Raw genomic sequence first — 22,447 nt, 5'->3', positions numbered from 1 at the left:
CGGGGTCACTTGCCAGGAACGACCCAGCGGTGACGGCTATTTAAAGCGAATCCGGGCGTAGGGCTCGCTGGGCAGGTATCCGGCAGTCCACGGCTCCTCAGCCGGTTCGCTTCGCACTTCGCCGCGCCCGTCGCGCAGCACGGCCAGCACTGTTGCCGCAATGGCCACTGCGGCAATTGCGGCCAGCAGCACAAGGACGACGACGATGGATCCAGACATCCCGCATGCACCTTCCGCTTCAATTTTATTGCGGCTCAGCACTCCCGCTCGTGCAAAAGATACTTTTTCCTCTGGACGGAACCGGCCGGCGGGCATATTCTGGTCTCCCATTGCGCTGGGGGGTGATTCGAATGGGCAACAGCTTGCGCCTTCACAAGGCTGCGGTCGCGCGTGCCCTCCTGCTGCCCGTTCTCCTCGCCTTGGCCTGGATCATCTGGGGCGCGGCATCCGCCGGCGCGGCCTCCGGGGACAGCGACTCGTTGGGACCCGCTTCCCTCGCCACAGCTCCCGTCGCTTCCATTGCGCAGTCGGCAGTGTCTGCTCCGCTGGCTTCCCCCGTCTCCCAGATTGCCCCGGCCCGCAAGCTAGTGCCGGTGGTTCCTTCTCTGCCGGCGGCACCCCGCCTCCCGGCTGCAGTCACCAAGCCCGTATCGAGTGTCGTCGGCACCGTAGCGGACACTGCGCGCGCCGCGGTCAACGGGGCATCGACGACGGTCACCTCAGTAACCAGCGCGACGGCCCCCGTGCTCGGCAAGGCGGACAGCCTGATAACGGCCGCTGAAGACTTCATTTCGTCCGTGCCACGGCTGCCTGCAACGCCTGCCTTGCCCGGCATTCCTTCGCTGCCGCTCCCTCCGGTGACAGTCCCGTCAGTGCAGGTCCCTTCGCTGCCGGTTCCCTCAGTGCCAGTTCCCTCAGTGCCAGTTCCCTCAGTGCCGGTTCCTTCAGTGCCAGTTCCCTCACTGCCGGCGCCGCAGCTACCCGTGGCCCCGGTACCGGGAGTCACGCCGACCACGCCGGTTCCCCATTCCGGAGGGAACGCGCCAGATCTTGCCGCGCCGCCACAGGCAGCTTCGCCATCGGCAGTCGGGCCGAAGACCACCGCTCTGAGGGCAGGGGACAATGCAGGGCCGGCAACATCGGTGGAAACAGCAGTCCAGGCCCTGCCCGCTACCGTCGCCGGTCTGCCGCTCGCTGGCACGGGCCTCTCGCTGGCCGAGCTTCAGATGACTACGCCGCAGGTACGCGAACTGGCCGGCGCCAAGCCCGCTGCCGACAGACTGCACCTCGGCGCACGGCCCGGCCACGGCTATCTTCAATCGTTTGCCGTAAGCGAGGGAACGCCGGGGAACTCCTCCACGGGCTCCGAAGGCTCTGGCGCCCAGGCCGCCGAAGTGGCGGGAGATTGGAACCGGACGCCCCTGTTTGCCGGCGTCCGCGTGTTTGATGCTGCCCAGCACTTTCCCTCAAGTCCAGCCGTCGATCCGGGGTCTTCCCCCGACTGAACAGGTCAGCTCTGCCCGCATCCAGGGCAGAAAAGACCACCTGCGCAACCCTGCGCAAGGACCATCTGTTCAGTCAGGAGAACATGTCATGTCTACGCACGCCCCGCTGTCTGCTGCCCCCCGCCCGTCCCGTCCGCAGTTCGGACCCGCTAGCGGCCGGATCGGCAACTGGCCCGACCCCATGCGCGGCCGGATTGGGAACTGGCCCGACCCCATGTCCGGCCTCATCGGAAACTGGCCGGACCCGATGCAACAGGGACGCTAACGCCGTCCTAACGAAGCTGGAGCACGGTCCGGCGTTGAACCCGGACCGGCGTGTGCCAGCCAGGAAAGTGTCGCCGCGCGCGGCGCGGCGACACTTCCCTTCCTTGATGATCAGTCCGCCTATTCAGGGGCGGAGTAGCCCTCGCTGTCTGGCTTCTGCTTTGTTCCGGCGCGGTCCTTCGGTGCCGGTGCCGCTTGCTCCGCGGCAACCTCATCTCCGGAAGCGGGCCTCTGTAAGGCAGGTTCCGCAGCAGTATCCGCGCTCGAAGCATGCTGCCCGGCTGCGGCCACACCTTCTGTCACCGCACTGGTTGCGGGCATCACGCCTTCTACCTCCGTGCCTTCTGCGGGTGCACCGGCTACGGGAGAGCCAGTTTCCGCCGTCTCGTCTTCCGCAGTACTGTCCGCGGCTGGATCGCTGACGGCAGCGGCCGGATTCTGGTTCTTGGCGGAGCCGGGCTTGGCGCGGCCGGGAAAGTAGCTGATGACCCGCGCCAGCTCCCGGCCCAGGACGGTACCCTCGACGACGTCGGGGGGCAGCGCATCCTGCTCAGCCTTCCTGGCCGCTTCCAGCGCCTGGCGGCCTGCTTCCGTTATGGAAACCTCGTTGTGGCGCCTGTCCAGGGAACTGGATGCGCGAGCCACCAGGCCTGCCTCCTCGAGCCGCGACAGGACCCTGCCAACAGACTGGCTGCGGACCTTGATCTCAGAGGCCAGCTGTTCCTGGTTCAGCGGCCCGGCAAGGAGGCCCTGCAGCGCGATGACAGCGGCGTGGGTGAGACCGAGTTCAGCCAGCGCCTGGTCCTGCCTGCGCTGGACGAGCCTGGCAGCCATGGACAGCAGCTGGTGAGGCCCCCACTGCTCCGCGTCAGGATTCGGGACCATCGGTTTTTAACCTTCTTTCCCCTTTGAGCCCGTGCTGGCGACGTGGCCAGCCCACAATGCCTGCAATGCCGGGGCCCGTAAGCCGGCCCCGGCGTGGGGCAAGTTAGCGGCGGGTGTCCTCTACGCCGTCGGCCTCAATGCGCTCCTTGCGGACCTGTTCATCCACGGTCACCTCGTCCGTGACGGTTTCGGTGTCCAGCCTGACCCGCTCAACGGGTACGGTTTCCTTGTCCACCACCGGACGTTCCTCGTGCAGCACCACCTCGTGTTCTGCCTCGCTGATGGCCGGACCGCCCAGCGCCTCGCCCCTGTTTCCTTCGGTGATTGGTTCGCGCTCCAGCCGCACTTCCTCGCGCTGCACGGGAACGGTCTGGGTAACGTTTTCGGTCACCACGTACTTGCGCAGGCGCGCCCGGCCGGCAGCCTGCCTTTCCGTGCCGACATTCACGCGTTCCTCCGAGCGGGTCATGGCGTCACCGTCGTCCACTCCGGACGTGTCACGACCAGCCCTCTCATCCGCCGCGCTGTACGTTCCGCCACCACCTCCGGCAGCGAATCCTGCATCCCGCTCAGTGGCGGTAAGGCCGGCCGCCGACCGGTCGGCCGGCCGGCCTGAGTCGGCGGTGTGCCCGTTCGCAGCCTCGCTGTAAGCTACCGTTCCGTTCAGCTGGTAGTGCTCGTAGAGCCGGTCCTCTTCGGCCGGGTCAAGGTGTCCTTCCGCTTCCACGCGCGGGGCGTCCTTCACCTGGTCCTTGGTGTACGGGACGACGATGTCGGCTCCATCAACCCGGGCGCCTTCGAGGGGGATGAAGGATTCGGAGGTGCCGAAGAGGCCTGTCCGTGCGGTTACCCAGGTAGGCTGCCCGTTCTCATCGTCCGCATACACCTGTCCCACGGAACCGATCTTGCCTCCGTCCGTCGAGAGGACGTTTCCGTTCTGGTTCAGCAGGTCGTCGATGTGTTCCTTGGCGAGCATTCTGTCTCCTTGAATGTTGACTTCTTGTCCACTTTTGGCTGTTCACGTTGAACCGGCGACGGCGGTGCGACGCCACACGGCGTGCTATCCGCCAAAGAGCGGCAACTGCCGTGCGGGGCGGGCATCCGCCGTCGGGCCGAGGCGATTACTCCGGCCTCGCACCTATACCCTAAGCATGCTTACTATCGGATTGGCAAGCCTACTTAGCTTTTTTCTTACCGCTGCGATTCGCTACGCGCCCCAATTCGCGCCAATACAGGGAACTGCCCGCTTCATTCCAGGACAGCCGAAGTAAAGGTGGGAAAAAATGCCAAGGGTGCTTACTATTTATTAGTAAACATGCTTACCATTGCATGCCAGCAACGCTGGTTCCTGTACAGCAACTGACCCTTTCGGAAAGAGAGAGCGAAGATGACTGAGAACCAATGGCCGCAGGATGAAGACCTCAGCACTCCCCCGGCCACACAGAATTCGGGTTACGGCGCCGGCACCACCGGCTACGGCGCAACTGGCGCGGGCACCACTGGCTACACCGGCAGCCCGGGCTACCAGGACGATGCGTCCTCGAAGAAGGACGTGGCGAAGGAAGAGGCCGCGAACGTCGCCGGCGAGACTAAAGTTGCCGCCCAGAACGTTGCCGAGACGGCCAAGGCCGAGGCGAAGAACGTCGCGTACGAGGCCAAGAACAGCGCCAAGGACCTGCTGCACCAGGCGAAGTCGGACCTGACCAGCCAGGCCGGCACCCAGCAGACGAAGGCCGCCGAAGGCATCCGCACCATCTCCTCGCAGCTGCGCACCATGGCCGACGCACCTGACCAGCAGGGCGTAGCCTCGGACCTGATCCGGCAAGCCGCGGACCGCTCCGAGTCGGTCGCGTCCTGGCTGGACAACCGCGACCCGGGCTCACTGCTGGACGAGGTCAAGTCCTTCGCCCGCCAGCGCCCCGGCACCTTCCTGCTCCTCGCGGCAGGCGCGGGCCTGCTTGCCGGCCGCCTGGGCCGCAGCCTGCAGGCCGGCGCCCCCGAGACGGCAACCGGCGCGGGCTACGCGAGCACAGTTCCGCCCTACCCCGTCCAGCCGCCGGTCACCGATAGCAGCCTTGACACCGGGATCGGCACACCGCTCTACGACCAGGCCGGACTGGGAGAGCCCGCCTACACCCAGCCGGCGTACGGCGAGCAGACTTACGGGGAACAGACGACCGGTCAGCCCGCGTACGGTGAGCCTGCCTACGGCGAACCGGGCGTCGGAGAGCCGGCCATCGGTGAGCCGGGTTATGGCGAACCGGGCTACGGGGAGCCGAGGCGCCGGGATACTGATGATACCGAGGGTGGGGGGCGTCCCCTGTGAGCAGCCAGATACCTGATACCCCGCAGACGGCTGCGCACGCGAAGGCCGATACCACCTCCCTTGGTGACCTCCTGGGCGATGTCACCCGTGACCTGTCCACCCTGATGCGGCAGGAAATCGAACTCGCCAAAGCCGAACTGAAACAGTCCGGCACCCGCGCCGGCAAGGGCGGCGGCATGCTCGCCGGCGCCGGCGTCGCCGGGCACTTCGTGCTCCTGTTCCTCTCCATCGCCCTCTGGTACGCCCTCGGCGAACTCATGGGCCTGGGCTGGTCCGCCGTCGTCGTCGCCGTGATCTGGGGCATCATCGCCGCGATCCTCGCCAGCGTCGGACGCAAGGAACTCAAACACATCAAGGGCATGCCCCAGACCATGGAGACAGCCAAGGAAATCCCGCCCACCCTCAAACCGAACGGAGACCACCGATGAGTGAGAACCCGGACGCCATCCGCGCCGACATCGAAGCAACCCGCGCCCGCCTCGGCACCAACGTGGACGCCGTCGCCGACAAAGTCACCCCCTCCAACATCGTCCACCGCCAAACCAACAAGGTGAAGGACGCCGTCTTCGGAGTAAAGGACAAAGTCATGGGCACCGCAGAACACGCCACCCACAACACCTCCGGCAGCCTCCACCACGCCGCCCACAACACCAGCGGCGGGGTCCACCAGGCCACCGACGCCGCCGGGAACGCCCTCCACGGCGCCGGCGAAGCGATCGCCGACGCACCCCAGAAAGTCGCCGCCAAAACCCAGGGCAACCCCCTCGCCGCCGGCCTGATCGCCTTCGGCGCCGGGCTGCTCGTCTCCTCCCTCATCCCGCCAAGCGAGAAGGAACGCGAAGCCGCCGACGCCCTCAAGACCGCGGCCGAACCCCTGACCAGCCAGGTCACCGAGGCCGCCAAGGACATGGCCCAGGGCTGGAAAGAACCCGCCCAGGAGGCCATGGAAAACGTCAAGTCCACCGCCACCGACGCCGCCCAGCACGTCAAGGACGAAGGCCAAACCGCCGCCTCAGACGTCAAAGCCACCGCCACGGACGCCAAGGACCACGTCCAAAACCCGTAACGCCAACAACGCCCCAAAGAGTCCAAATACGACGCCGGCCGGCCCGCCTCACGCGGGCCGGCCGCTTGTCTGTGCTCGGCCGGTTGCCTGTGGTCAGGCGCCAACGGTCAGGCGCCTGTCTGGTGTCGGGGATCAGGCGACTGGGGCCAGGCAGTTGCGCGGGCTCAGGCCCGGCCCTTCAGGATCAGGTTCCAATAGATGCCAGGGAAAAGGTCGCGTTCGAGGATCCAGGTGGAATGCCGCTCCTTCGCCACTTTGGGGATCGTGGGCATGGGCTTGTACTCGTCGTCGAACTCGGCGAACACCACCGTTGACCGGGACACGGTGAAGGGGCAAGCCGAGTAGCCGTTGTACTTGGTCTTGGGCTCCTCGCCTTTGATGATTGCTTTAAGGTTCTTCGCCAGCACGGTGGTCTGTTTCCGGAGGGCGGCGCCGGCCTTGGAGTTTTTGGTGCCGGCGGCGTCGCCTAGGGACCAGACGTTCGGGTACCTGGGGTGACGCAGCGTCTCCGGGTCCACTTCCACGAAGCCGCCGTCGTCACCGGATGCCGGCAATGCAGTGGACTTGAGCCAGTCGGGCGCCGACTGCGGCGGTACGGCGTGCAGGACGTCGTAAGTGAGGCTCTCGCTCGAGCCGCTGGCGGCGTCGTGGATTTGCACGGCGCGGGCAGCCGCGTCTACGGCGGTCACCTCGCTGTTGCACCGCAGCTCAATGCCGTACTCGGCGATCTTGCGGTTCAGTTCCTCGTCCACCCCCGGCACGCCGTAGACCGTGGGGGTCGGCACCACCATCACCACGCGGATGTTGGACAGCACTCCCTGCTGGCGCCAGTAGTCGCAGGCTAGGTACATGGGTTTCTGCGAGGCACCGCCGCATTTGACCGGTCCCGAGGGCATGGTGAACACGGCTGTTCCGCTCCTCAGCCCGCTCAGCAGGGCCCAGGTCTTGGGAGCCAACTCATACACATAATTCGAGGAGGCATGGGGCGATTCCATGGCCTCGGCCAGGCCAGGCACCTTGTGCCAGTCAAGCTGCAGGCCAGGGCACACCACCACGTGGCCGTAGCTGAGCCGGATCCCGGAGGCCAGTTCCACGGTGTTCGTTTCCGGTTTGATGTCCACGGCGCTGTCCGGAATCCAGGTCACGCCCTTCGGCATGACGGATTCCTGCGGGCGCACGGCTTCGGCGGCCTCGGCGGTGCCGCCGCCGATGTGCGAGAACAGCGGCTGAAAGAGGTGCCTGCCGCTGGGTTCCACCACCGCAACGTCACGGACGCCGTAGCGCCGCAGCCGCGCGGCCAGCGATATCCCGGCGTTCCCGCCGCCGACCACCAGCACGTTGTACCGCCGTCGTCCGTTGCTCGCCGGGCCCGAAGCGCCGGCGGCACCGGTCCGGTTCCCGAGCGACGGCGGAACGGGAGGTGTGCTGGAACGCGGAGGACCTGATTCAGGTTCCATGGGACTAGCCCTTCTTTTCCGTCAGGGCGCCCGCCTTGTGCGCGGCTCTTGCCCCCGTCTTTGCGGACTCCACAACGTACTGGGGTTCGTCGTCGCTGGCCCGGTGGGTGTGTCCGTCGAGCTCGAAGTCGCTCGTTTTCTTTTCCACGATCTTGCCGTGGGTCTTTCCCTGCGGAGTGTTCCACTCCACTTCGGTGCCCTTGGTCAGTGCCACGCATGCTCCTCGGGTCGGGATGGGGTTCGAGATCTGGTGGATCAGGGTCCGGCGGGCTGGATCTGGCAGGTAGGGACCGCCGTCGGCCATCAGGAGAGACACTACAGCCGGTGGCAGTGACCGGCCAGAGCCGGTGCCGATCTGGTGTGCCTGGGAGCTCGCTCTCCTAGGCCGCCCAAATCGCTGGACTATGCCCCGGCGCACCACCAGACTGTCTATTACAGCTGGTCATGCCGCACTTGCGGGGTAGTGCCCAACTTCATTCCTTTGCACTGAGAGGACACCGCCATGGAGAACCTGGCAGCCATCCTGCCGCTGATCATCATTGTTGTCTCGGTGCTGCTGGGCATTCTGGTGATCTGGCTGGCGGTCAAACTCATGTGGAAAGTGGCCGAACCAAACGAGGCCCTCATAATTTCCGGGCTGACGCGCGGCACCCTGGAAAGCACCGACGGGATGGACTTCAAGATCGTCACCGGCAAGGGCGCACTGGTGGTTCCGGGCCTGCAGACCGTCCGCACGCTGTCGCTCACGCTGAACGAGACGGAGCTGAAGGTCTCCTGCGTGACGTCCCAGGGTATCCAGGTGATCGTTGAAGGCGTCGTCATTTACAAAATCGGGGACGCCCCGGCGTTTATTGCCAACGCCGCCCGAAGGTTTCTTGGCCAGCAGCCGAAGATGGAAAGCCAGGTGTACAACGTCTTCGAGGGCCACCTGCGTTCCATTATCGGCAGCATGACTGTGGAGGAAATTATCCGCGAGCGCGACAAGTTGGCCTCCCAGGTCCGCGGCGCTAGCGGGGTGGAAATGGAAAAGCTGGGACTCGTGGTTGATTCCCTGCAGATCAAGGACCTCCAGGACCCCACCGGCTACATCCAGAACATCGCCAAGCCGCACATCGCCCAGGTCAAGATGGAGGCCCGCATTGCGGAGGCCACCCGCAACCGCGAGGCCGCGGAGCGGGAAGCCGAGGCCGCCGCACAGGTCGCCGATGCGCAGAGCCTGTCCGCCATCAAACAGTCGGCGGCGCAGGCCAACGCCGAACGGGCACGGGCCAATGCCGCGCAGGCCGGCCCGCTGGCAGACGCCACCGCCCGCCAGCAGGTGGTGGTCCAGGAAACCGAAGTGGCCAAGCTCGAGGCGGACCGCGAGGAACAGAAGCTGCAGACCACCATCCGCAAGCCCGCCGATGCGAAGGCCTACGCACAGCGCACCGAGGCGGAGGCGCAGAAGGCGGCGGACATCAGCGCAGCCGAAGCCCGTGCCAAGCGGACGGAGCTCGAGGCGCAGGCCAATGCCCGCCGTGTGGAAGTGGAGGCACAGGCCAGCGCGAGCGCGGCCGCGGCCATCGCCGGAGCCACCCGGGTGACGGGCGAGGCCGAGGCGGCGGCCACCAAGGCGCGCGGCGATGCCTCGGCGTCCGCCATCAAGGCGAAGGCCCTGGCTGAGGCGGAGGGCATCAAGGCCCGCGGCGAGGCGTTGGAGAGCAACCAGGATGCCGTCATTGCCCAGCAGTTGGCGGAGAACATGCCGTCGATTGTGGCGGCGGCGGCCGAGCCGTTTGGACACGTGGACCAGCTCACCGTCCTGAACGGCGCGGACGGCCTCAACAGCATGGTGGGCGGGATCATCACCCAGGCTGGCTCGTTCCTGCCGCGGCTTTCAGGTGCGCTGAAGAACGGGCAGAACCATGCCAAGCAGCCGCCGAAGCAGCCAGGCGCCTAGGACCGGCGCCGCAGGAAGCCCAGGGAAGGGGGCGGCACAGTGCACAGGAACGTTGACCGGACCCTGACCGGGAAGATCGGCCGGGTGAGCGGTCAGATTGGCCCCGGAACCGTGGGCGAGGTGATGCTCGCCTACCGCGGCGGCACCAGCGCCTTCCACGCCTACCCGTTCGACAAGGTCAGCGTTTTCACGGTGGGTGACGAGGTGCTGGTCATCTACTTCGAACCGCCGCAGACCGTCTTCGTGGATGAACTACCGGACGTTCTCCGCCACGAGGGACAGTAGCCCCGCCTGTTAACCCAACCTTCCCTTCCTTGTCACGCCGGCTCCCCCGCACGGTTAGACTGCAGGAACACCGTTGAGGTGTGAGGATCGCTATCGTTGCCGAATCATTCCTGCCGCTGATGAACGGAGTTACGCACTCCATCCTGCGGGTGCTTGAACATCTGCAGGAGCGGGGCGATGAGGTGCTGGTGATTGCGCCGTCGACGTCGGACGCTGATGTTCTGGACGTTGTGAACGGCGCGTTTGTCCACCGGCTGCCCTCTGTTCCGCTGGCCGGTTACACGAACGTGCGCGTGGCGCTGGGAGGTGTGTACCGGGTCAAGAGAATCCTTGCCGACTACGCACCGGACGTGGTCCACCTGGCGTCGCCGTTCGTGCTCGGCTGGCGGGCGGCGCAGGCCGCGCACCAGCTGGGGATCCCCACCGTGGCCATCTACCAGACCGAGGTTCCCAGCTACGCCGCCCGGTACGGGGTGCCGTTCCTGGAGAACTGGGCCTGGAACCGTGTGGAAAACATTCATCTCCTGGCGTCCCGGACGCTGGTGCCGTCCACTTTCGCGCTGAACCAGTTGCGCGGCCGCGGAATTCTGCGCGTGGGCATGTGGCGGCGCGGTGTGGATATCGCGCGGTTCACGCCGGGAAAGCGCGACGACGGGTGGCGGGCGTCCGTGGCGCCTGGCGGTGAGCGGATCATCGGCTACGTTGGCCGGCTGGCGGTGGAGAAACAGGTGGAAGACCTCGCCGTGCTGGCAGATGTTCCGGGCACCCGCCTGGTGATTGTGGGCGACGGTCCGCAGCGGGCGGCGCTGGAGGAGGTCCTTCCCGCTGCGGTGTTCACCGGTTTCCTCGGCGGCGAGGAGCTGGCCCGGGCCATGGCGTCGTTCGATCTGTTCGTTCACCCTGGCGAGTTCGAGACCTTCTGCCAGAGCATCCAGGAGGCCATGGCATCCGGCGTGCCGGTGGTGGCCACCGGCCGCGGGGGCCCGCTGGATCTGGTCGAGAATTCCCGTACCGGCTGGCTCTATGAGCCCGGCGATCTGGCCGGCCTGCGCCGGCATGTGATGGACCTGACGGGCGACGACGCCAAGCGCCGTGCATTCGCGGCGGCAGCTTACGCCTCGGTCCAGGGCCGGACGTGGCCGGCCCTGTGCGCGGAGCTGGTGCGGCACTACAAGGAGGCGATTGCCGGGGCCTCCACCCTTGATCGAGCTTGTCCAGATCACGTCGAAACCAAGACCATCCAGACCGAAGGAGCCACACAGTGAAAATTTCCGTGATCGGCTGCGGCTACCTCGGTGCCGTCCATGCTGCCACCCTTGCCTCGATGGGCCACACCGTGGTGGGGATCGACGTCGACCCCGCACGGGCCGAGCAGCTCGCCGGCGGCCGGGCCTCCTTCTTCGAGCCGGGGCTGGATGAGCTCCTGCGCGACGGCTGCGCCACCGGCCGCCTCAGCTTCTCCACGGACTTTGCCGACGCCGCCGGCGCGCAGCTGCACTTCCTCTGCGTGGGCACGCCGCAGGCCAAGACGTCCGACGGCGCCGACCTCAGCTATCTGGTCTCCGCGACCAAAAGTCTCCTTCCGCACCTGAGCCGGGGAGCCGCCGTCGTCGGTAAGTCCACTGTGCCCGTGGGCACCGTCGACCGGCTGGGGCGCATGCTCGCAGCGCGGCCGGACGTGCTGCTGGGCTGGAATCCGGAGTTCCTGCGGCAGGGCACCGCGGTGAAGGACACGCTGGTGCCGGACCGGCTGGTGTACGGGGTGCCCGGCGGCAAGGAGGGCGCGTTCGGGCGCCGCAGTGACGGCACGCAGGGAGCTGCCCGCGGTGTGACCGCCGTGCTGGACGCGGTGTACGAGCCGTTGCTGCGTGCCGGCATCCCGCGGCTCGTATGCAATTTCGCGACGGCGGAACTGATCAAGTCGGCGTCGAACGCCTACCTGGCCACGAAGGTCAGCTTCATCAACGCGATGTCGGAACTGTGCGACGCCGCCGGGGCCGACGTCACCGAACTGAGCGAGGCGATGGGCATGGATCCGCGCATCGGCAACCGCTACCTGCACGCCGGGCTGGGGTTCGGCGGGGGCTGCCTGCCCAAGGACATCCGCAGTTTCCGCGCCCAGGCGCAGGCGCTGGAGGTCCGGTCCGTGGACGACTGGATGGGCGTGGTGGACTCCATCAACCTCGGCCAGCGCATCCGGACCGCGGAGGTTGCCCGGGAACTCTGCGGCGGCATGCTCGCCGGCCGGACGGTCACCGTGCTGGGCGCGGCGTTCAAGCCGGACACGGACGACATCCGCGACTCCCCTGCCCTCGACGTCGCGCTCCGGCTCGCCTCCGCCGGAGCGCACGTCACGGTGACGGACCCGAAGGCCATCAACAACTCATGGATCCGCTACCCGCAGCTGCGGTTCGAGGCCTCTGCCGCGAGGGCGCTTGAGGGTGCCGAGCTGGTGCTGCTGCTGACCGAATGGGCCGAGTACCGCGAACTGTCCCCGGCCGCCGTCGGGCAGCTGGTCCGACGACGGACAGTGCTGGACGCACGGAACGTGCTGGACGCTGCGGCCTGGCAGGCCGAAGGCTGGACGGTGCGCGGTCTCGGCACCCAGGCGGCACCGGTGGTTACGCCAGTCATCACCGGCTAAGCCTGCCGGTCATCGGCCCCCGATCAGCGGTACGATCTTGCTGAGGGGGTGGACGCCCAATGAGTTTCTCGCGGTCTCACGCAACGGTCGCATGACGGCTGTTTCCCCACGCCCTGGGGGGACGCCAGCCGGTTACGCCGCCCTGTTCGATTCGCTGCCGGACGCGGTCCTCGTGGTCGGCAGCGACGGCCTCATCACGCAGGTAAATGCCGCCGCGGAGCGTCTCTTCGGCTACGGCAGGCTTCAGCTCGTGGGCCAGGACCACCGCATGCTCCTCGCCGAAGGCTACCGCAGCGGCTTCGACCGGCTCCTTGCCAGCCTGCACAGCGAGTCCGGAGACATCGCCGCCGCGAAGACCCCCTTCGAGTCCTATGGGCTGCACAGTGACGGCACGGAGTTCCACGGTGAGGTGGCATGCTCGCTGCTGAATTCCGACGGCGGCCCATCCCTGGTGGCATCGGTCCGGGCCACGTTTCACCGGCAGGAGACCGACGCCGAGCTGCGGGAGGCGATGTCGCTGCTCAGCGCCACCCTGGAGTCCACCGCTGACGGGATCCTGGTGGTCGGGGTCGACGGAAAGATCGCCGGCATCAACGAGCAGTTCACCAAGATGTGGGGCATCCCCCCTGAGCTCATGGCCGGGGGCGACGACGCGGCAGTGATTGATTTCGTTCTTGGCCTCCTCGCGCACCCGGAGAGCTTCCTGGCCAAGATCAACGAACTGTACGCGCACCCCACCGCCGAAAGCCACGACACGTTGGAGTTCCTCGACGGCCGCACGTTCGAACGCTACTCGCGGCCCCAGCGGGTGGGCAACCTGGTGGTGGGCAGGGTCTGGAGCTTCCGGGATGTCACGCCGCGGCGCCGGGCCCAGGAACAGGCCCGGCAAGCGATGGCGGATCTGGCCGAACAGGCAGAACAGCTGAAAGCCATGGCGTTCCAGGATCCGCTTACCGGGCTCGCCAACCGCAAGCTGTTCCATGACCAACTGTCCGAAGCGCTGCACGGCCGCAGCAGTACCGCCGTCGACGTTCTCCTCCTGGACCTTGACGACTTCAAGGAGGTCAACGACATCCTGGGCCACGCCGCCGGAGACCAGATGCTTGTGGAGGTGGCCCGCCGGCTGAGGGCCTGCGTCCGGCCGGAGGACACTGTGGCCCGGCTGGGCGGTGACGAGTTCGTCGTGCTCCTGACCGGATCTGCGGATGCCGAGTCCGTCGCGGAGCGCATCGTGCAGTCGCTCAATGTCCCGGTGTGGATCGAAGGGTCCATGCGACGGCCCAGCCTGAGCCTCGGGATCGCGTCGCTATGCGCCGACGCGGTGGCTGCGTCGGAGTTGCTGCGCCGCGCGGATGTGGCGATGTACGCGGCCAAAGCCGCCGGGAAAAACCGGTACATGCGGTTCAAACCGGAGATGATGACGGCCCTGGTGCAGCGGACGGACATGGAGGCCGGGCTGCGGCTCGCCGTCGACAACGACGAGATCCGGGTGAGCTACCAGCCCGTTGTTTCGCCTCAGGTAGGAGAGGTGATCCAGTTCGAGGCCCTGGCCCGGTGGGAGCGCGACGGCAGGAATGTCCCGCCGTCGCAGTTCATTCCGACGGCGGAGCGCAGCGGACTGATCTCGGTTATCGGCCTGCAGATGATGCGGGAAAGTTTTATCCAGCTGGGCGCCTGGCTTTCCCGCGGCGCTGAGCGTTCATTGGCCGTCAACGTGTCCGGCGTTCAGCTGCGGGACCGCGGTTTCGCCGGCAACGTGCTGGACATGGCCAAATCCCACGGCATGGTCCCCCGGCAGCTGGTGCTGGAGGTGACGGAGAGCGTGTTTTTCGACGCCGACGACCACGTGATCAGCCAGCTCGCGAGTTTGCGAAGCGCCGGCGTGCGGGTTGCACTCGATGATTTTGGCACCGGCTACTCGTCGCTGGGCCGGCTTCAGGACCTGCCGGTAGACGCGGTGAAGATCGACCAGTCCTTTGTCTCCATGGTCCGTACCGGGGCGGAGAAGCTGCCAATCCTCAGCTCCATGATCAACATGGCCCACAGCCTCGGCCTCAGCGTCACCGCGGAGGGCATCGAAACCTCCGAGCAGGCCGCCTACCTGATGGACCTGCAGTGCGACGCGCTGCAGGGCTACCTGTTCTCGGTTCCCGAATCCGAGGCCTGCCTCGATCAGGCCATCAGCCGCTCAGCCGAGGCGCTTCAGGCACTTGAGGGACTCCACCTGCGCCGCTGATCTCAACGCCTCCTCACCTCTCGCCGCCTAAATCCGCACCCTCCCGCAGGCCCAACCTGAGGGGACCTTTTGCTGTGCCCTCAAGCTTCGGACGCTTCCACTGGCTCGCCTGCCCTGACCAGCTCCAGGCTGCGGTCCCAGAAGTCCCTCGCCAGCCTGGCGTCGTAGGCCTGCTTGTTGGCCTTCGCCAGCGCACGCTTGACGTAGAAGCCGCCGGGCACCCAGTCTCGTCCGGGCGTCGAAGTAGCGAGCCAGACGAGCGTGTCAGCGCCCTGCTCGGCCGAGAGCAGGAACCGGTTGAGGACAGTCTTGTAGGCATGGCGAAACCAGCTTGTGGACTCCGCTGCGAAGTTGGTGGCCACGACGCCAGGATGGAATGCGGCCACCGCGATGCCGTCCTCCCCGTATCGGTTCTGCAGTTCCGCGGTAAACAGGATATTCGCCAGTTTCGCGGTGCCGTAGGCGCGGTTTGTCGAGTAGCTCCGCTCGGAGTTGAGATCCGTCAGATCCAGGCGCCCGAATGCGTTGGCAGCACTTGAGGTGTTGATGATGGTGGCACGCCTGGCGGTGAGAACGTCCAGCAACTCGGTCGTGAGCAAGAACGGCGCCAGGTGGTTGATCTGGAACGTCTTCTCATGGCCGTCCACTGTCAGCTCGTGGCCGCGCATGATCCCGCCGGCATTGTTTACCAGGACATCGATCCGCGGGTACCTTTCCCGCAGCGCCGCGGCCAGGAGGCGCACCTGCGCCATCTCGGCGAAGTCACAGACGAAATAGTCAACCCCCAGTTCCGCACCCACCGCTGCGGTCTTCTCCGGGGAACGCCCGACGACGACGATCCGCTCGCCTGCCCGCGCCAGGTTCCGCGCGGCTGCTGCCCCGATGCCGTCGCTGGCGCCGGTGATGACAATGGTGCGTTGCGGCATAAGGAGTCCTTTGCTGGGGTATACCCGCCGATCGATGAGACGGTTCCCCCATACAACGGCGCCCGGCCCGGACATGTTCCCCGCCCGGGGAAAGGGGCCCTTCGCATTTAGCGGTCTAGCGCCGCCGTCGCGCCGTGATGGGAGAAAGTACGCTGTTGCCACGCGCCGGGCTCTGGGCAGTCCATGGCTGGGGGCGGATCATTGAGGTGTCTGCCGCGGCGGACGCCGATTTTGCCTTGGTGCTGATGGTGAGCCTGTCATTTAGCGTGGCGCGGAGGACTTCCACGGGAACCGTGGATTGTTGCCTTGGAGCACGAGTGTTAGATTCCTGAATTTTCCCTGTCCTCCCCGCGGCAGACGCCATTTCATCAGTTCATAGGTGTCGGGAGGAACAGTCATGGATATCGTGCACGAACGGGCCGCCGGTTTGGATATTTCCAAGCGCGATGCGAAGGTCTGTCTACGTGTCCCCGGCGCCCGGGCCGGGACCTTCAAATCGTCGGTCACTACGTGGGGTGCGACCACGGGCCAGATCCTTGACCTGCGGGATTTCCTGGAAGGCGAGCACGTCACCACGGTGGTGATGGAAGCGACGAGCGATTACTGGAAACCCTTCTTCTACCTGCTGGAAGAGACGCTGCCGGTGATGCTGGTCAACGCGAAAGCTGCCCGGAATATCCCTGGTCGTAAAACCGATGTCTCCGACGCGGCTTGGCTGGCCCAGTTGGGCGCGCACGGGCTGCTCAGGGCCTCGTTCGTCCCGCCGGAGCCGATCCGTGAACTGCGGGACCTGACCCGGGCCCGGTCCATCGCGACCCATGACCGAACCAGGGAGATCCAGCGGCTGGAGAAGTTCCTGGAAGGCTCCGGGATCAAGCTATCCTCCGTGGTCTCGGACCTGACCGGCGTCTCGTCCCGGGCGATGCTCGAAGCCCTTATCCAAGGGGAACGCAACCCCGAGGTCCTCGCCGGCCTCGCCACCCTCAAGTCCAGGATCCCCGAGCTCATCGACGCACTCACAGGCCGCTTCAAGGAGCACCACGCGTTCATGGCCCGGCTGCACCTGGACCAGATTGATGCCCATTCCCGCATCATCGACCAGCTCACCACACGGCTCGAGACGGCGATGGAACCCTTTCGTGCCGTCAGGGAATTCCTGGCCACCATCCCCGGAGTCTCCCTCAAAATCGCTGACGTGATCATCGCCGAGACCGGGGCGGACATGTCACGCTTCGAAACCCCGGGCCGACTAGCGTCCTGGGCCGGTGTCTGTCCCGGTTCCAACGAATCCGCGGGACGTATCAAATCCGCGCACATTCTGCCCGGCAACAAATACCTCAAGGCCGTCCTGGGCACCGCGGCCCTGTCAGCATCCCGGAGCAGGAACACCTACCTGGCTGCCAAATACCGGCGCATCGCCGCCCGCCGCGGGCCCATGAAAGCCATGGTCGCCGTCGCGCACTCGATCCTGAACGCGGTCTGGCACCTGCTTGCCGACGGCGAATGCTACGCCGACCCCGGCGCGGACCATTTCACCCGCCTCGACCCGATCAGAGCCAAAAACAACGCCATCAAAAAGCTCAACAGCCTGGGCTTCGACGTCACCATCACACCGGCCACCGCAGACGGACCAACCTTACTTTCGTATTAGGCATGGTTCGTTTGTTTGATCCGGTAGGGGCGGTGACCGCCGGCGGCGAGTAGGCATCTGATTCTGTAGTTGGTGAAGTTGCGGAAGCCGCGGGCGATTCTGCGGGTGGTTTCGATGACGCCGTTGATCGCTTCGGTGGGGCCGTTGGAGGCGCCGTTGGTGTCGAAGTAGGCCAGGATGGCTGCCTTCCATTGTTTGAGCGTCCGGCCCAGTCGTGAGACTTCAGGGATCGGGCAGGACGGGAACGAGGCGATCACCTCGTTGACTAGTTCCCTGCCCCGGTCGGGCTTGGCGTGGTAGATGTTGCGGAGCTTCTGGTAGCACTGCCAGGCCAGGGTGACCTCGTGGTCTGGGTCCCCGAGGGGGAGCTTCACGTTGAGCCGGGCGGCTTGTTTATCGGTGAGGTGCTCGGCGCCGACCTGCAACGTCCGGCGAATGCCGTAGAGCGGGTCGCCCTTGCGGCCGCGGTGCCCGAGGGTGTCCTGCTGGACGCGGCGACGGACCTCGTCGACCATGGCTGATCCGAGTTTTACTACGTGGAACGCGTCCAGGACGGTGATGGCTTCTGGCAATTCATCGCGGATCGCGTTCGCGTAGCCACGGAACGGATCCAGGGCCGCTGTCTTGATCCCGGCGGTGAAGCCGGCACCGCGCTCTTTGAGCCAGTCAGCGTAGGCCTTCCCGGACCGTCCTGGAACGAGGTCCAGCAACCGGGCGTGCACCATGCCGTGGGCGTCCCGGGTGTGGTCCACGATCCCGGTGACCATGCCGGATCCGGGCGGGCCGGTGTGGGACCACACATGCTCATCAACGCCGAGCGCGTCCACCCCTGCAAGCCGGTCCGATGCTGCGATCCGCTGGGATGCTTCAACCCGCACCGCGTCCCAGACGGTGTGCCAGGAAACGCCGAGCTGGTGGGCCAGGGCCGAGACCGAGGTGTCGAAACGCTGCAACGCATCGGTTGCCCACTTGATGGCCCTGGTCGTAAGTTTCGCCCTGGATCGTGCCAGCGGGTGCTCTTCGGTGAATGTCGTTCTGGGGCAGCCCGTGTCCGGGCATCGCCAGACTCGCTTGGCCCACAGTAGCCGCACCGGTCGGCCGAAGCACGGAATGTCATGGAGCCGAATCCGCCGGCGCCCGTGGCCTACGGCAACGACCCCGCAGTCCGGGCAGCCGGTGATATCTTCCCCGGTCTCAACGCCCAGAACCAGGCTGGCCCGGGTTGTCGTGACGGAGCTGACGTGGATGCCCTCGACACCGAGCAGAGCATCCGCGCGCGTGCACCACCGGTCATGGGAACAAGACATAGAGGTATTCATGTCAGGGTCTCTTTTTGGTTTTGGTTGCTTGGTCGCTACCAATTCAAAGAGGCCCTGACCTCTTTCCTGCCGCACCACGCCGCACCGAAAAACGCCCAACGCCGCGGCGGCGCTTTCAGACCGCTCTAACCACGCTCATCTGCGAAGGCCCGGGAAAGGGCTGCGGGAGGTGAGGGAGGGTTTGGGGAGGTTCGTTGGTTGGGCCTGTCGAAACCAGGACCCTGTCAGGGATCACCTGCTGCGTTAAATGCGGGAGAGCCCCGACCAGGGTGTCTGGTTGGGGCTCTCGACCGTTTTAATGGTTGTCCGGCGGTGACCTACTCTCCCACACCCTCCCGGGTGCAGTACCATCGGCGCTGTGGGTCTTAGCTTCCGGGTTCGGAATGGGACCGGGCGTTTCCCCCACGCTATGACCGCCGTAACCCTGTGTCCCGTCCCCCCGGTGTTCTTGGGGGTGGGAAATCTTGTGGTGTTACAACTGTGGTGTTGTATTCAGTTATTGGTTGGTTCCTGAACCAAAGCCCGGTGGCGGGTTTGTTGGTTGGGAACCACATAGTGGACGCAAGCAGTCTTGTTTCTTTGTACCGCCCCCATGGGTGCAAACGCTTTTGAATCCGTTTGCGGGGGTGGTGTGTGGTGTAAGTTATCGGCCTATTAGTACCGGTCAGCTTCACGAGTCGTTAGTCCTCGCTTCCACATCCGGCCTATCAACCCAGTGGTCTGGCTGGGGGCCTCTCACACACAAGGTGTATGGAAATCTCATCTCGAAGCGAGCTTCCCGCTTAGATGCTTTCAGCGGTTATCCCATCCGAACGTAGCTAATCAGCGGTGCACTTGGCAGTACAACTGACACACCAGAGGTTCGTCCGTCCCGGTCCTCTCGTACTAAGGACAGCCCTTCTCAAATTTCCTGCGCGCGCAGCGGATAGGGACCGAACTGTCTCACGACGTTCTAAACCCAGCTCGCGTACCGCTTTAATGGGCGAACAGCCCAACCCTTGGGACCTACTCCAGCCCCAGGATGCGACGAGCCGACATCGAGGTGCCAAACCATGCCGTCGATATGGACTCTTGGGCAAGATCAGCCTGTTATCCCCGAGGTACCTTTTATCCGTTGAGCGACGGCCATTCCACAATGTACCGCCGGATCACTAGTCCCGACTTTCGTCCCTGCTCGAGATGTCTCTCTCACAGTCAAGCTCCCTTGTGCACTTACACTCGACACCTGATTGCCAACCAGGCTGAGGGAACCTTTGGGCGCCTCCGTTACTTTTTAGGAGGCAACCGCCCCAGTTAAACTACCCATCAGGCACTGTCCCTGACCCGGATTACGGGCCGAAGTTAGATGTCCAAAGTGACCAGAGTGGTATTTCAACGATGACTCCACCCGAACTGGCGTCCGGGCTTCAACGTCTCCCACCTATCCTACACAAGCCACTCCGAACACCAATACCAAACTATAGTAAAGGTCTCGGGGTCTTTCCGTCCTGCTGCGCGTAACGAGCATCTTTACTCGTACTGCAATTTCGCCGAGTTTATGGTTGAGACAGCGGGGAAGTCGTTACTCCATTCGTGCAGGTCGGAACTTACCCGACAAGGAATTTCGCTACCTTAGGATGGTTATAGTTACCACCGCCGTTTACTGGGGCTTAAATTCTCAGCTTCGCCTTGCGGCTAACCGGTCCTCTTAACCTTCCAGCACCGGGCAGGAGTCAGTCCGTATACATCGTCTTGCGACTTCGCACGGACCTGTGTTTTTAGTAAACAGTCGCTTCCCCCTGGTCTCTGCGGCCCCGATCCCCTCCCGGTCGCTAGTACCGTTCAAGGTTGGGGCCCCCCTTCTCCCGAAGTTACGGGGGCATTTTGCCGAGTTCCTTAACCATAATTCTCTCGATCGCCTTAGTATTCTCTACCTGATCACCTGTGTCGGTTTGGGGTACGGGCGGCTAAAACCTCGCGCCGATGCTTTTCTAGGCAGCATAGGATCACCGAATCCCCCCTTTACGGGAGTCCCGTCAGATCTCAGGCACATGAACAGCGGATTTGCCTACCGTTCGCCCTACATCCTTGGACCGGGACAACCATCGCCCGGCTCGGCTACCTTCCTGCGTCACACCTGTTAATACGCTTGCCTCCCAGGATCAGGTCCCGCGCTCCACCAAAACCCTTCACCCACAAGGGGTGTCGGGCAGGTCTCGGGCGGTTAGTATCCCCTGTTCAACATGGGCGGTTTTTCGCCGGTACGGGAATATCAACCCGTTGTCCATCGACTACGCCTGTCGGCCTCGCCTTAGGTCCCGACTTACCCAGGGCAGATTAGCTTGACCCTGGAACCCTTGATCATCCGGCGGACGGGTTTCTCACCCGTCTTTCGCTACTCATGCCTGCATTCTCACTCGTGTAGGCTCCACCGCTGGTTTACACCGCGACTTCACCGCCCACACGACGCTCCCCTACCCATCCACACTCCTGAACCACGAAGGCTTGGAAAATATGTGAATGCCACAACTTCGGCGGTGTACTTGAGCCCCGCTACATTGTCGGCGCGGAATCACTTGACCAGTGAGCTATTACGCACTCTTTTAAGGATGGCTGCTTCTAAGCCAACCTCCTGGTTGTCTTCGCAACTCCACATCCTTTCCCACTTAGCACACGCTTAGGGGCCTTAGTTGGTGGTCTGGGCTGTTTCCCTCTCGACTATGAAGCTTATCCCCCACAGTCTCACTGCTGCGCTCTCACTTACCGGCATTCGGAGTTTGGCTGACGTCAGTAACCTTGTAGGGCCCATTAGCCATCCAGTAGCTCTACCTCCGGTAAGAAACACGCAACGCTGCACCTAAATGCATTTCGGGGAGAACCAGCTATCACGAAGTTTGATTGGCCTTTCACCCCTACCCACAGCTCATCCCCTCCATTTTCAACTGAAGTGGGTTCGGTCCTCCACGACGTCTTACCGTCGCTTCAACCTGGCCATGGGTAGATCACTTCGCTTCGGGTCTAGATCACGCCACTGCAACGCCCTGTTCAGACTCGCTTTCGCTACGGCTTCCCCACACGGGTTAACCTCGCGACGTAACACTAACTCGCAGGCTCATTCTTCAAAAGGCACGCCGTCACAGCTACAAGGCTGCTCCGACGGATTGTAAGCACACGGTTTCAGGTACTGTTTCACTCCCCTCCCGGGGTACTTTTCACCTTTCCCTCACGGTACTGGTCCGCTATCGGTCATTAGGGAGTATTTAGGCTTATCAGGTGGTCCTGACAGATTCACACGGGATTTCTCGGGCCCCGTGCTACTTGGGATACTCATCAAAGGCGGCGCTCAGCATTACGGTTACGGGGCTCACACCCTCTACGGCCGGCCTTTCAAGACCGTTCACCTATACCAGCACTCACACCTCCCCGGTCCGGCAGAACCAGGACAACAAGTCCCACAACCCCGCCCATGCAACGCCCGCCGGCTATCACACATGGGTCGGTTTAGCCTGATCCGCGTTCGCTCGCCACTACTAACGGAATCACTGTTGTTTTCTCTTCCTGCGGGTACTGAGATGTTTCACTTCCCCGCGTTCCCTCCACGCACCCTATGTGTTCAGATGCGGGTCACCAGATCACTCGCGCGTCTGGCGGGGTTTCCCCATTCGGACACCCTGGGATCACAGTCCGGTTATCGACTCCCCCAGGCTTATCGCAGATTCCTACGTCCTTCTTCGGCTCCTAATGCCAAGGCATCCACCGTGTGCTCTTAAAAACTTGACCACAAAAGATCAAGGAGTAATTTACGAGAGAACCATGAAAACCAACCACACCCAACAACCACACCCCGTAAGGGTGCCATCATCACGCGCAGCCAGATCCAGGTTCATATTCTTGGAAATTGCTTCTTATAAAAGATGCTCGCGTCCACTATGTAGTTCTCAAACAACAACCCCGTACCACACACC

The 22,447-nt window shown here is 64.4% G+C and carries 17 protein-coding genes and 2 rRNA genes; 10 read left to right on the top strand and 9 right to left on the bottom strand.

What is annotated here, in order from left to right; genetic code table 11:
* Positions 1-36: 36 nt before the first annotated feature.
* Complete coding sequence (locus tag LFT45_RS06550) at positions 37-219, bottom strand: hypothetical protein (protein WP_236807596.1); 183 nt, start codon at positions 217-219, stop codon at positions 37-39.
* Positions 220-350: 131 nt separating this feature from the next.
* Here LFT45_RS06550 and LFT45_RS06545 point away from each other — a divergent pair, with 131 nt between their 5' ends.
* Entirely contained in the window at positions 351-1,505 is a 1,155-nt protein-coding gene (locus LFT45_RS06545; RefSeq protein ID WP_236807595.1) for a hypothetical protein, read from the top strand.
* A 384-nt stretch (positions 1,506-1,889) separates the two neighbouring features.
* Here the strand turns inward: LFT45_RS06545 and LFT45_RS06540 are convergent, their stop codons facing one another.
* On the bottom strand, positions 1,890-2,654 hold the full coding sequence (locus tag LFT45_RS06540; protein WP_236807594.1) for a MarR family winged helix-turn-helix transcriptional regulator: 765 nt from the start codon (positions 2,652-2,654) through the stop codon (positions 1,890-1,892).
* 103 nt (positions 2,655-2,757) lie between these two features.
* On the bottom strand, positions 2,758-3,630 hold the full coding sequence (locus tag LFT45_RS06535; protein ID WP_236807593.1) for a PRC and DUF2382 domain-containing protein: 873 nt from the start codon (positions 3,628-3,630) through the stop codon (positions 2,758-2,760).
* Positions 3,631-4,041: 411 nt separating this feature from the next.
* On the opposite strand from LFT45_RS06535, the gene LFT45_RS06530 reads away from it, so the two are divergent.
* From LFT45_RS06530 to LFT45_RS06520, 3 genes are read left to right on the top strand one after another with little or no spacing between them, the layout of a single operon-like run.
* Positions 4,042-4,980 (top strand): hypothetical protein, encoded by a 939-nt coding sequence (locus LFT45_RS06530; RefSeq protein ID WP_236807592.1) that lies wholly within the window; start codon positions 4,042-4,044, stop codon positions 4,978-4,980.
* On the top strand, positions 4,977-5,408 hold the full coding sequence (locus tag LFT45_RS06525) for a phage holin family protein (protein ID WP_236807591.1): 432 nt from the start codon (positions 4,977-4,979) through the stop codon (positions 5,406-5,408). Before LFT45_RS06530 ends, LFT45_RS06525 begins: the two co-directional genes overlap by 4 nt.
* Positions 5,405-6,046 carry a DUF3618 domain-containing protein gene (locus tag LFT45_RS06520; protein WP_236807590.1) on the top strand — a complete coding sequence of 214 codons (642 nt, stop codon included), beginning with the start codon at positions 5,405-5,407 and terminating at the stop codon, positions 6,044-6,046. The genes LFT45_RS06525 and LFT45_RS06520 overlap by 4 nt, the downstream gene beginning before the upstream one ends.
* Before the next feature lie 164 nt (positions 6,047-6,210).
* Here LFT45_RS06520 and LFT45_RS06515 read toward each other — a convergent pair whose 3' ends face one another.
* Both LFT45_RS06515 and LFT45_RS06510 read right to left on the bottom strand, forming a co-directional pair.
* Positions 6,211-7,503: an NAD(P)/FAD-dependent oxidoreductase gene (locus LFT45_RS06515; protein WP_236807589.1), complete on the bottom strand. Its 1,293-nt coding sequence runs from the start codon at positions 7,501-7,503 to the stop codon at positions 6,211-6,213.
* A 4-nt stretch (positions 7,504-7,507) separates the two neighbouring features.
* Positions 7,508-7,717 carry a DUF2945 domain-containing protein gene (locus LFT45_RS06510; protein WP_236807588.1) on the bottom strand — a complete coding sequence of 70 codons (210 nt, stop codon included), beginning with the start codon at positions 7,715-7,717 and terminating at the stop codon, positions 7,508-7,510.
* A 288-nt stretch (positions 7,718-8,005) separates the two neighbouring features.
* Here LFT45_RS06510 and LFT45_RS06505 point away from each other — a divergent pair, with 288 nt between their 5' ends.
* From LFT45_RS06505 to LFT45_RS06485, 5 genes are all read left to right on the top strand, one after another.
* Positions 8,006-9,442, top strand: coding sequence for a flotillin family protein (locus tag LFT45_RS06505; RefSeq protein ID WP_236807587.1), 1,437 nt, complete (start codon positions 8,006-8,008; stop codon positions 9,440-9,442).
* 39 nt (positions 9,443-9,481) lie between these two features.
* Positions 9,482-9,727, top strand: coding sequence for a hypothetical protein (locus tag LFT45_RS06500; RefSeq protein ID WP_236807586.1), 246 nt, complete (start codon positions 9,482-9,484; stop codon positions 9,725-9,727).
* Positions 9,728-9,807: 80 nt separating this feature from the next.
* Positions 9,808-10,992, top strand: coding sequence for a glycosyltransferase family 4 protein (locus tag LFT45_RS06495; protein WP_236807585.1), 1,185 nt, complete (start codon positions 9,808-9,810; stop codon positions 10,990-10,992).
* Positions 10,989-12,371: a UDP-glucose dehydrogenase family protein gene (locus LFT45_RS06490; RefSeq protein WP_236807584.1), complete on the top strand. Its 1,383-nt coding sequence runs from the start codon at positions 10,989-10,991 to the stop codon at positions 12,369-12,371. Before LFT45_RS06495 ends, LFT45_RS06490 begins: the two co-directional genes overlap by 4 nt.
* Positions 12,372-12,462: 91 nt before the next feature.
* Complete coding sequence (locus LFT45_RS06485) at positions 12,463-14,607, top strand: putative bifunctional diguanylate cyclase/phosphodiesterase (RefSeq protein ID WP_236807583.1); 2,145 nt, start codon at positions 12,463-12,465, stop codon at positions 14,605-14,607.
* A gap of 80 nt (positions 14,608-14,687) precedes the next feature.
* On the opposite strand, the gene LFT45_RS06480 is transcribed toward LFT45_RS06485, so the two are convergent.
* The gene (locus LFT45_RS06480; RefSeq protein ID WP_236807582.1) at positions 14,688-15,533 is read right to left on the bottom strand and encodes an SDR family NAD(P)-dependent oxidoreductase; all 846 of its coding nucleotides are present in this window, start codon (positions 15,531-15,533) and stop codon (positions 14,688-14,690) included.
* 397 nt (positions 15,534-15,930) lie between these two features.
* Between LFT45_RS06480 and LFT45_RS06475 the strand changes: the two genes are divergently transcribed.
* On the top strand, positions 15,931-17,184 hold the full coding sequence (locus tag LFT45_RS06475; RefSeq protein ID WP_236807581.1) for an IS110 family transposase: 1,254 nt from the start codon (positions 15,931-15,933) through the stop codon (positions 17,182-17,184).
* On the opposite strand, the gene LFT45_RS06470 is transcribed toward LFT45_RS06475, so the two are convergent.
* From LFT45_RS06470 to LFT45_RS06460, 3 genes are all read right to left on the bottom strand, one after another.
* Positions 17,181-18,503, bottom strand: coding sequence for an ISL3 family transposase (locus LFT45_RS06470; RefSeq protein WP_442863605.1), 1,323 nt, complete (start codon positions 18,501-18,503; stop codon positions 17,181-17,183). The two genes, LFT45_RS06475 and LFT45_RS06470, sit on opposite strands and share 4 nt — an antisense overlap.
* Positions 18,504-18,807: 304 nt before the next feature.
* Positions 18,808-18,924 (bottom strand): 5S ribosomal RNA (rrf, locus tag LFT45_RS06465).
* Positions 18,925-19,136: 212 nt separating this feature from the next.
* Positions 19,137-22,262, bottom strand: a 23S ribosomal RNA gene (locus LFT45_RS06460).
* Between the last annotated feature and the right edge of the window lie 185 nt (positions 22,263-22,447).

Source organism: Arthrobacter sp. FW305-BF8 (genome assembly GCF_021789315.1).
Classification (GTDB): domain Bacteria; phylum Actinomycetota; class Actinomycetes; order Actinomycetales; family Micrococcaceae; genus Arthrobacter.
Note: the sequence above shows the minus strand (reverse complement) of the source record. Positions and strands in the feature narration are given on the sequence as shown.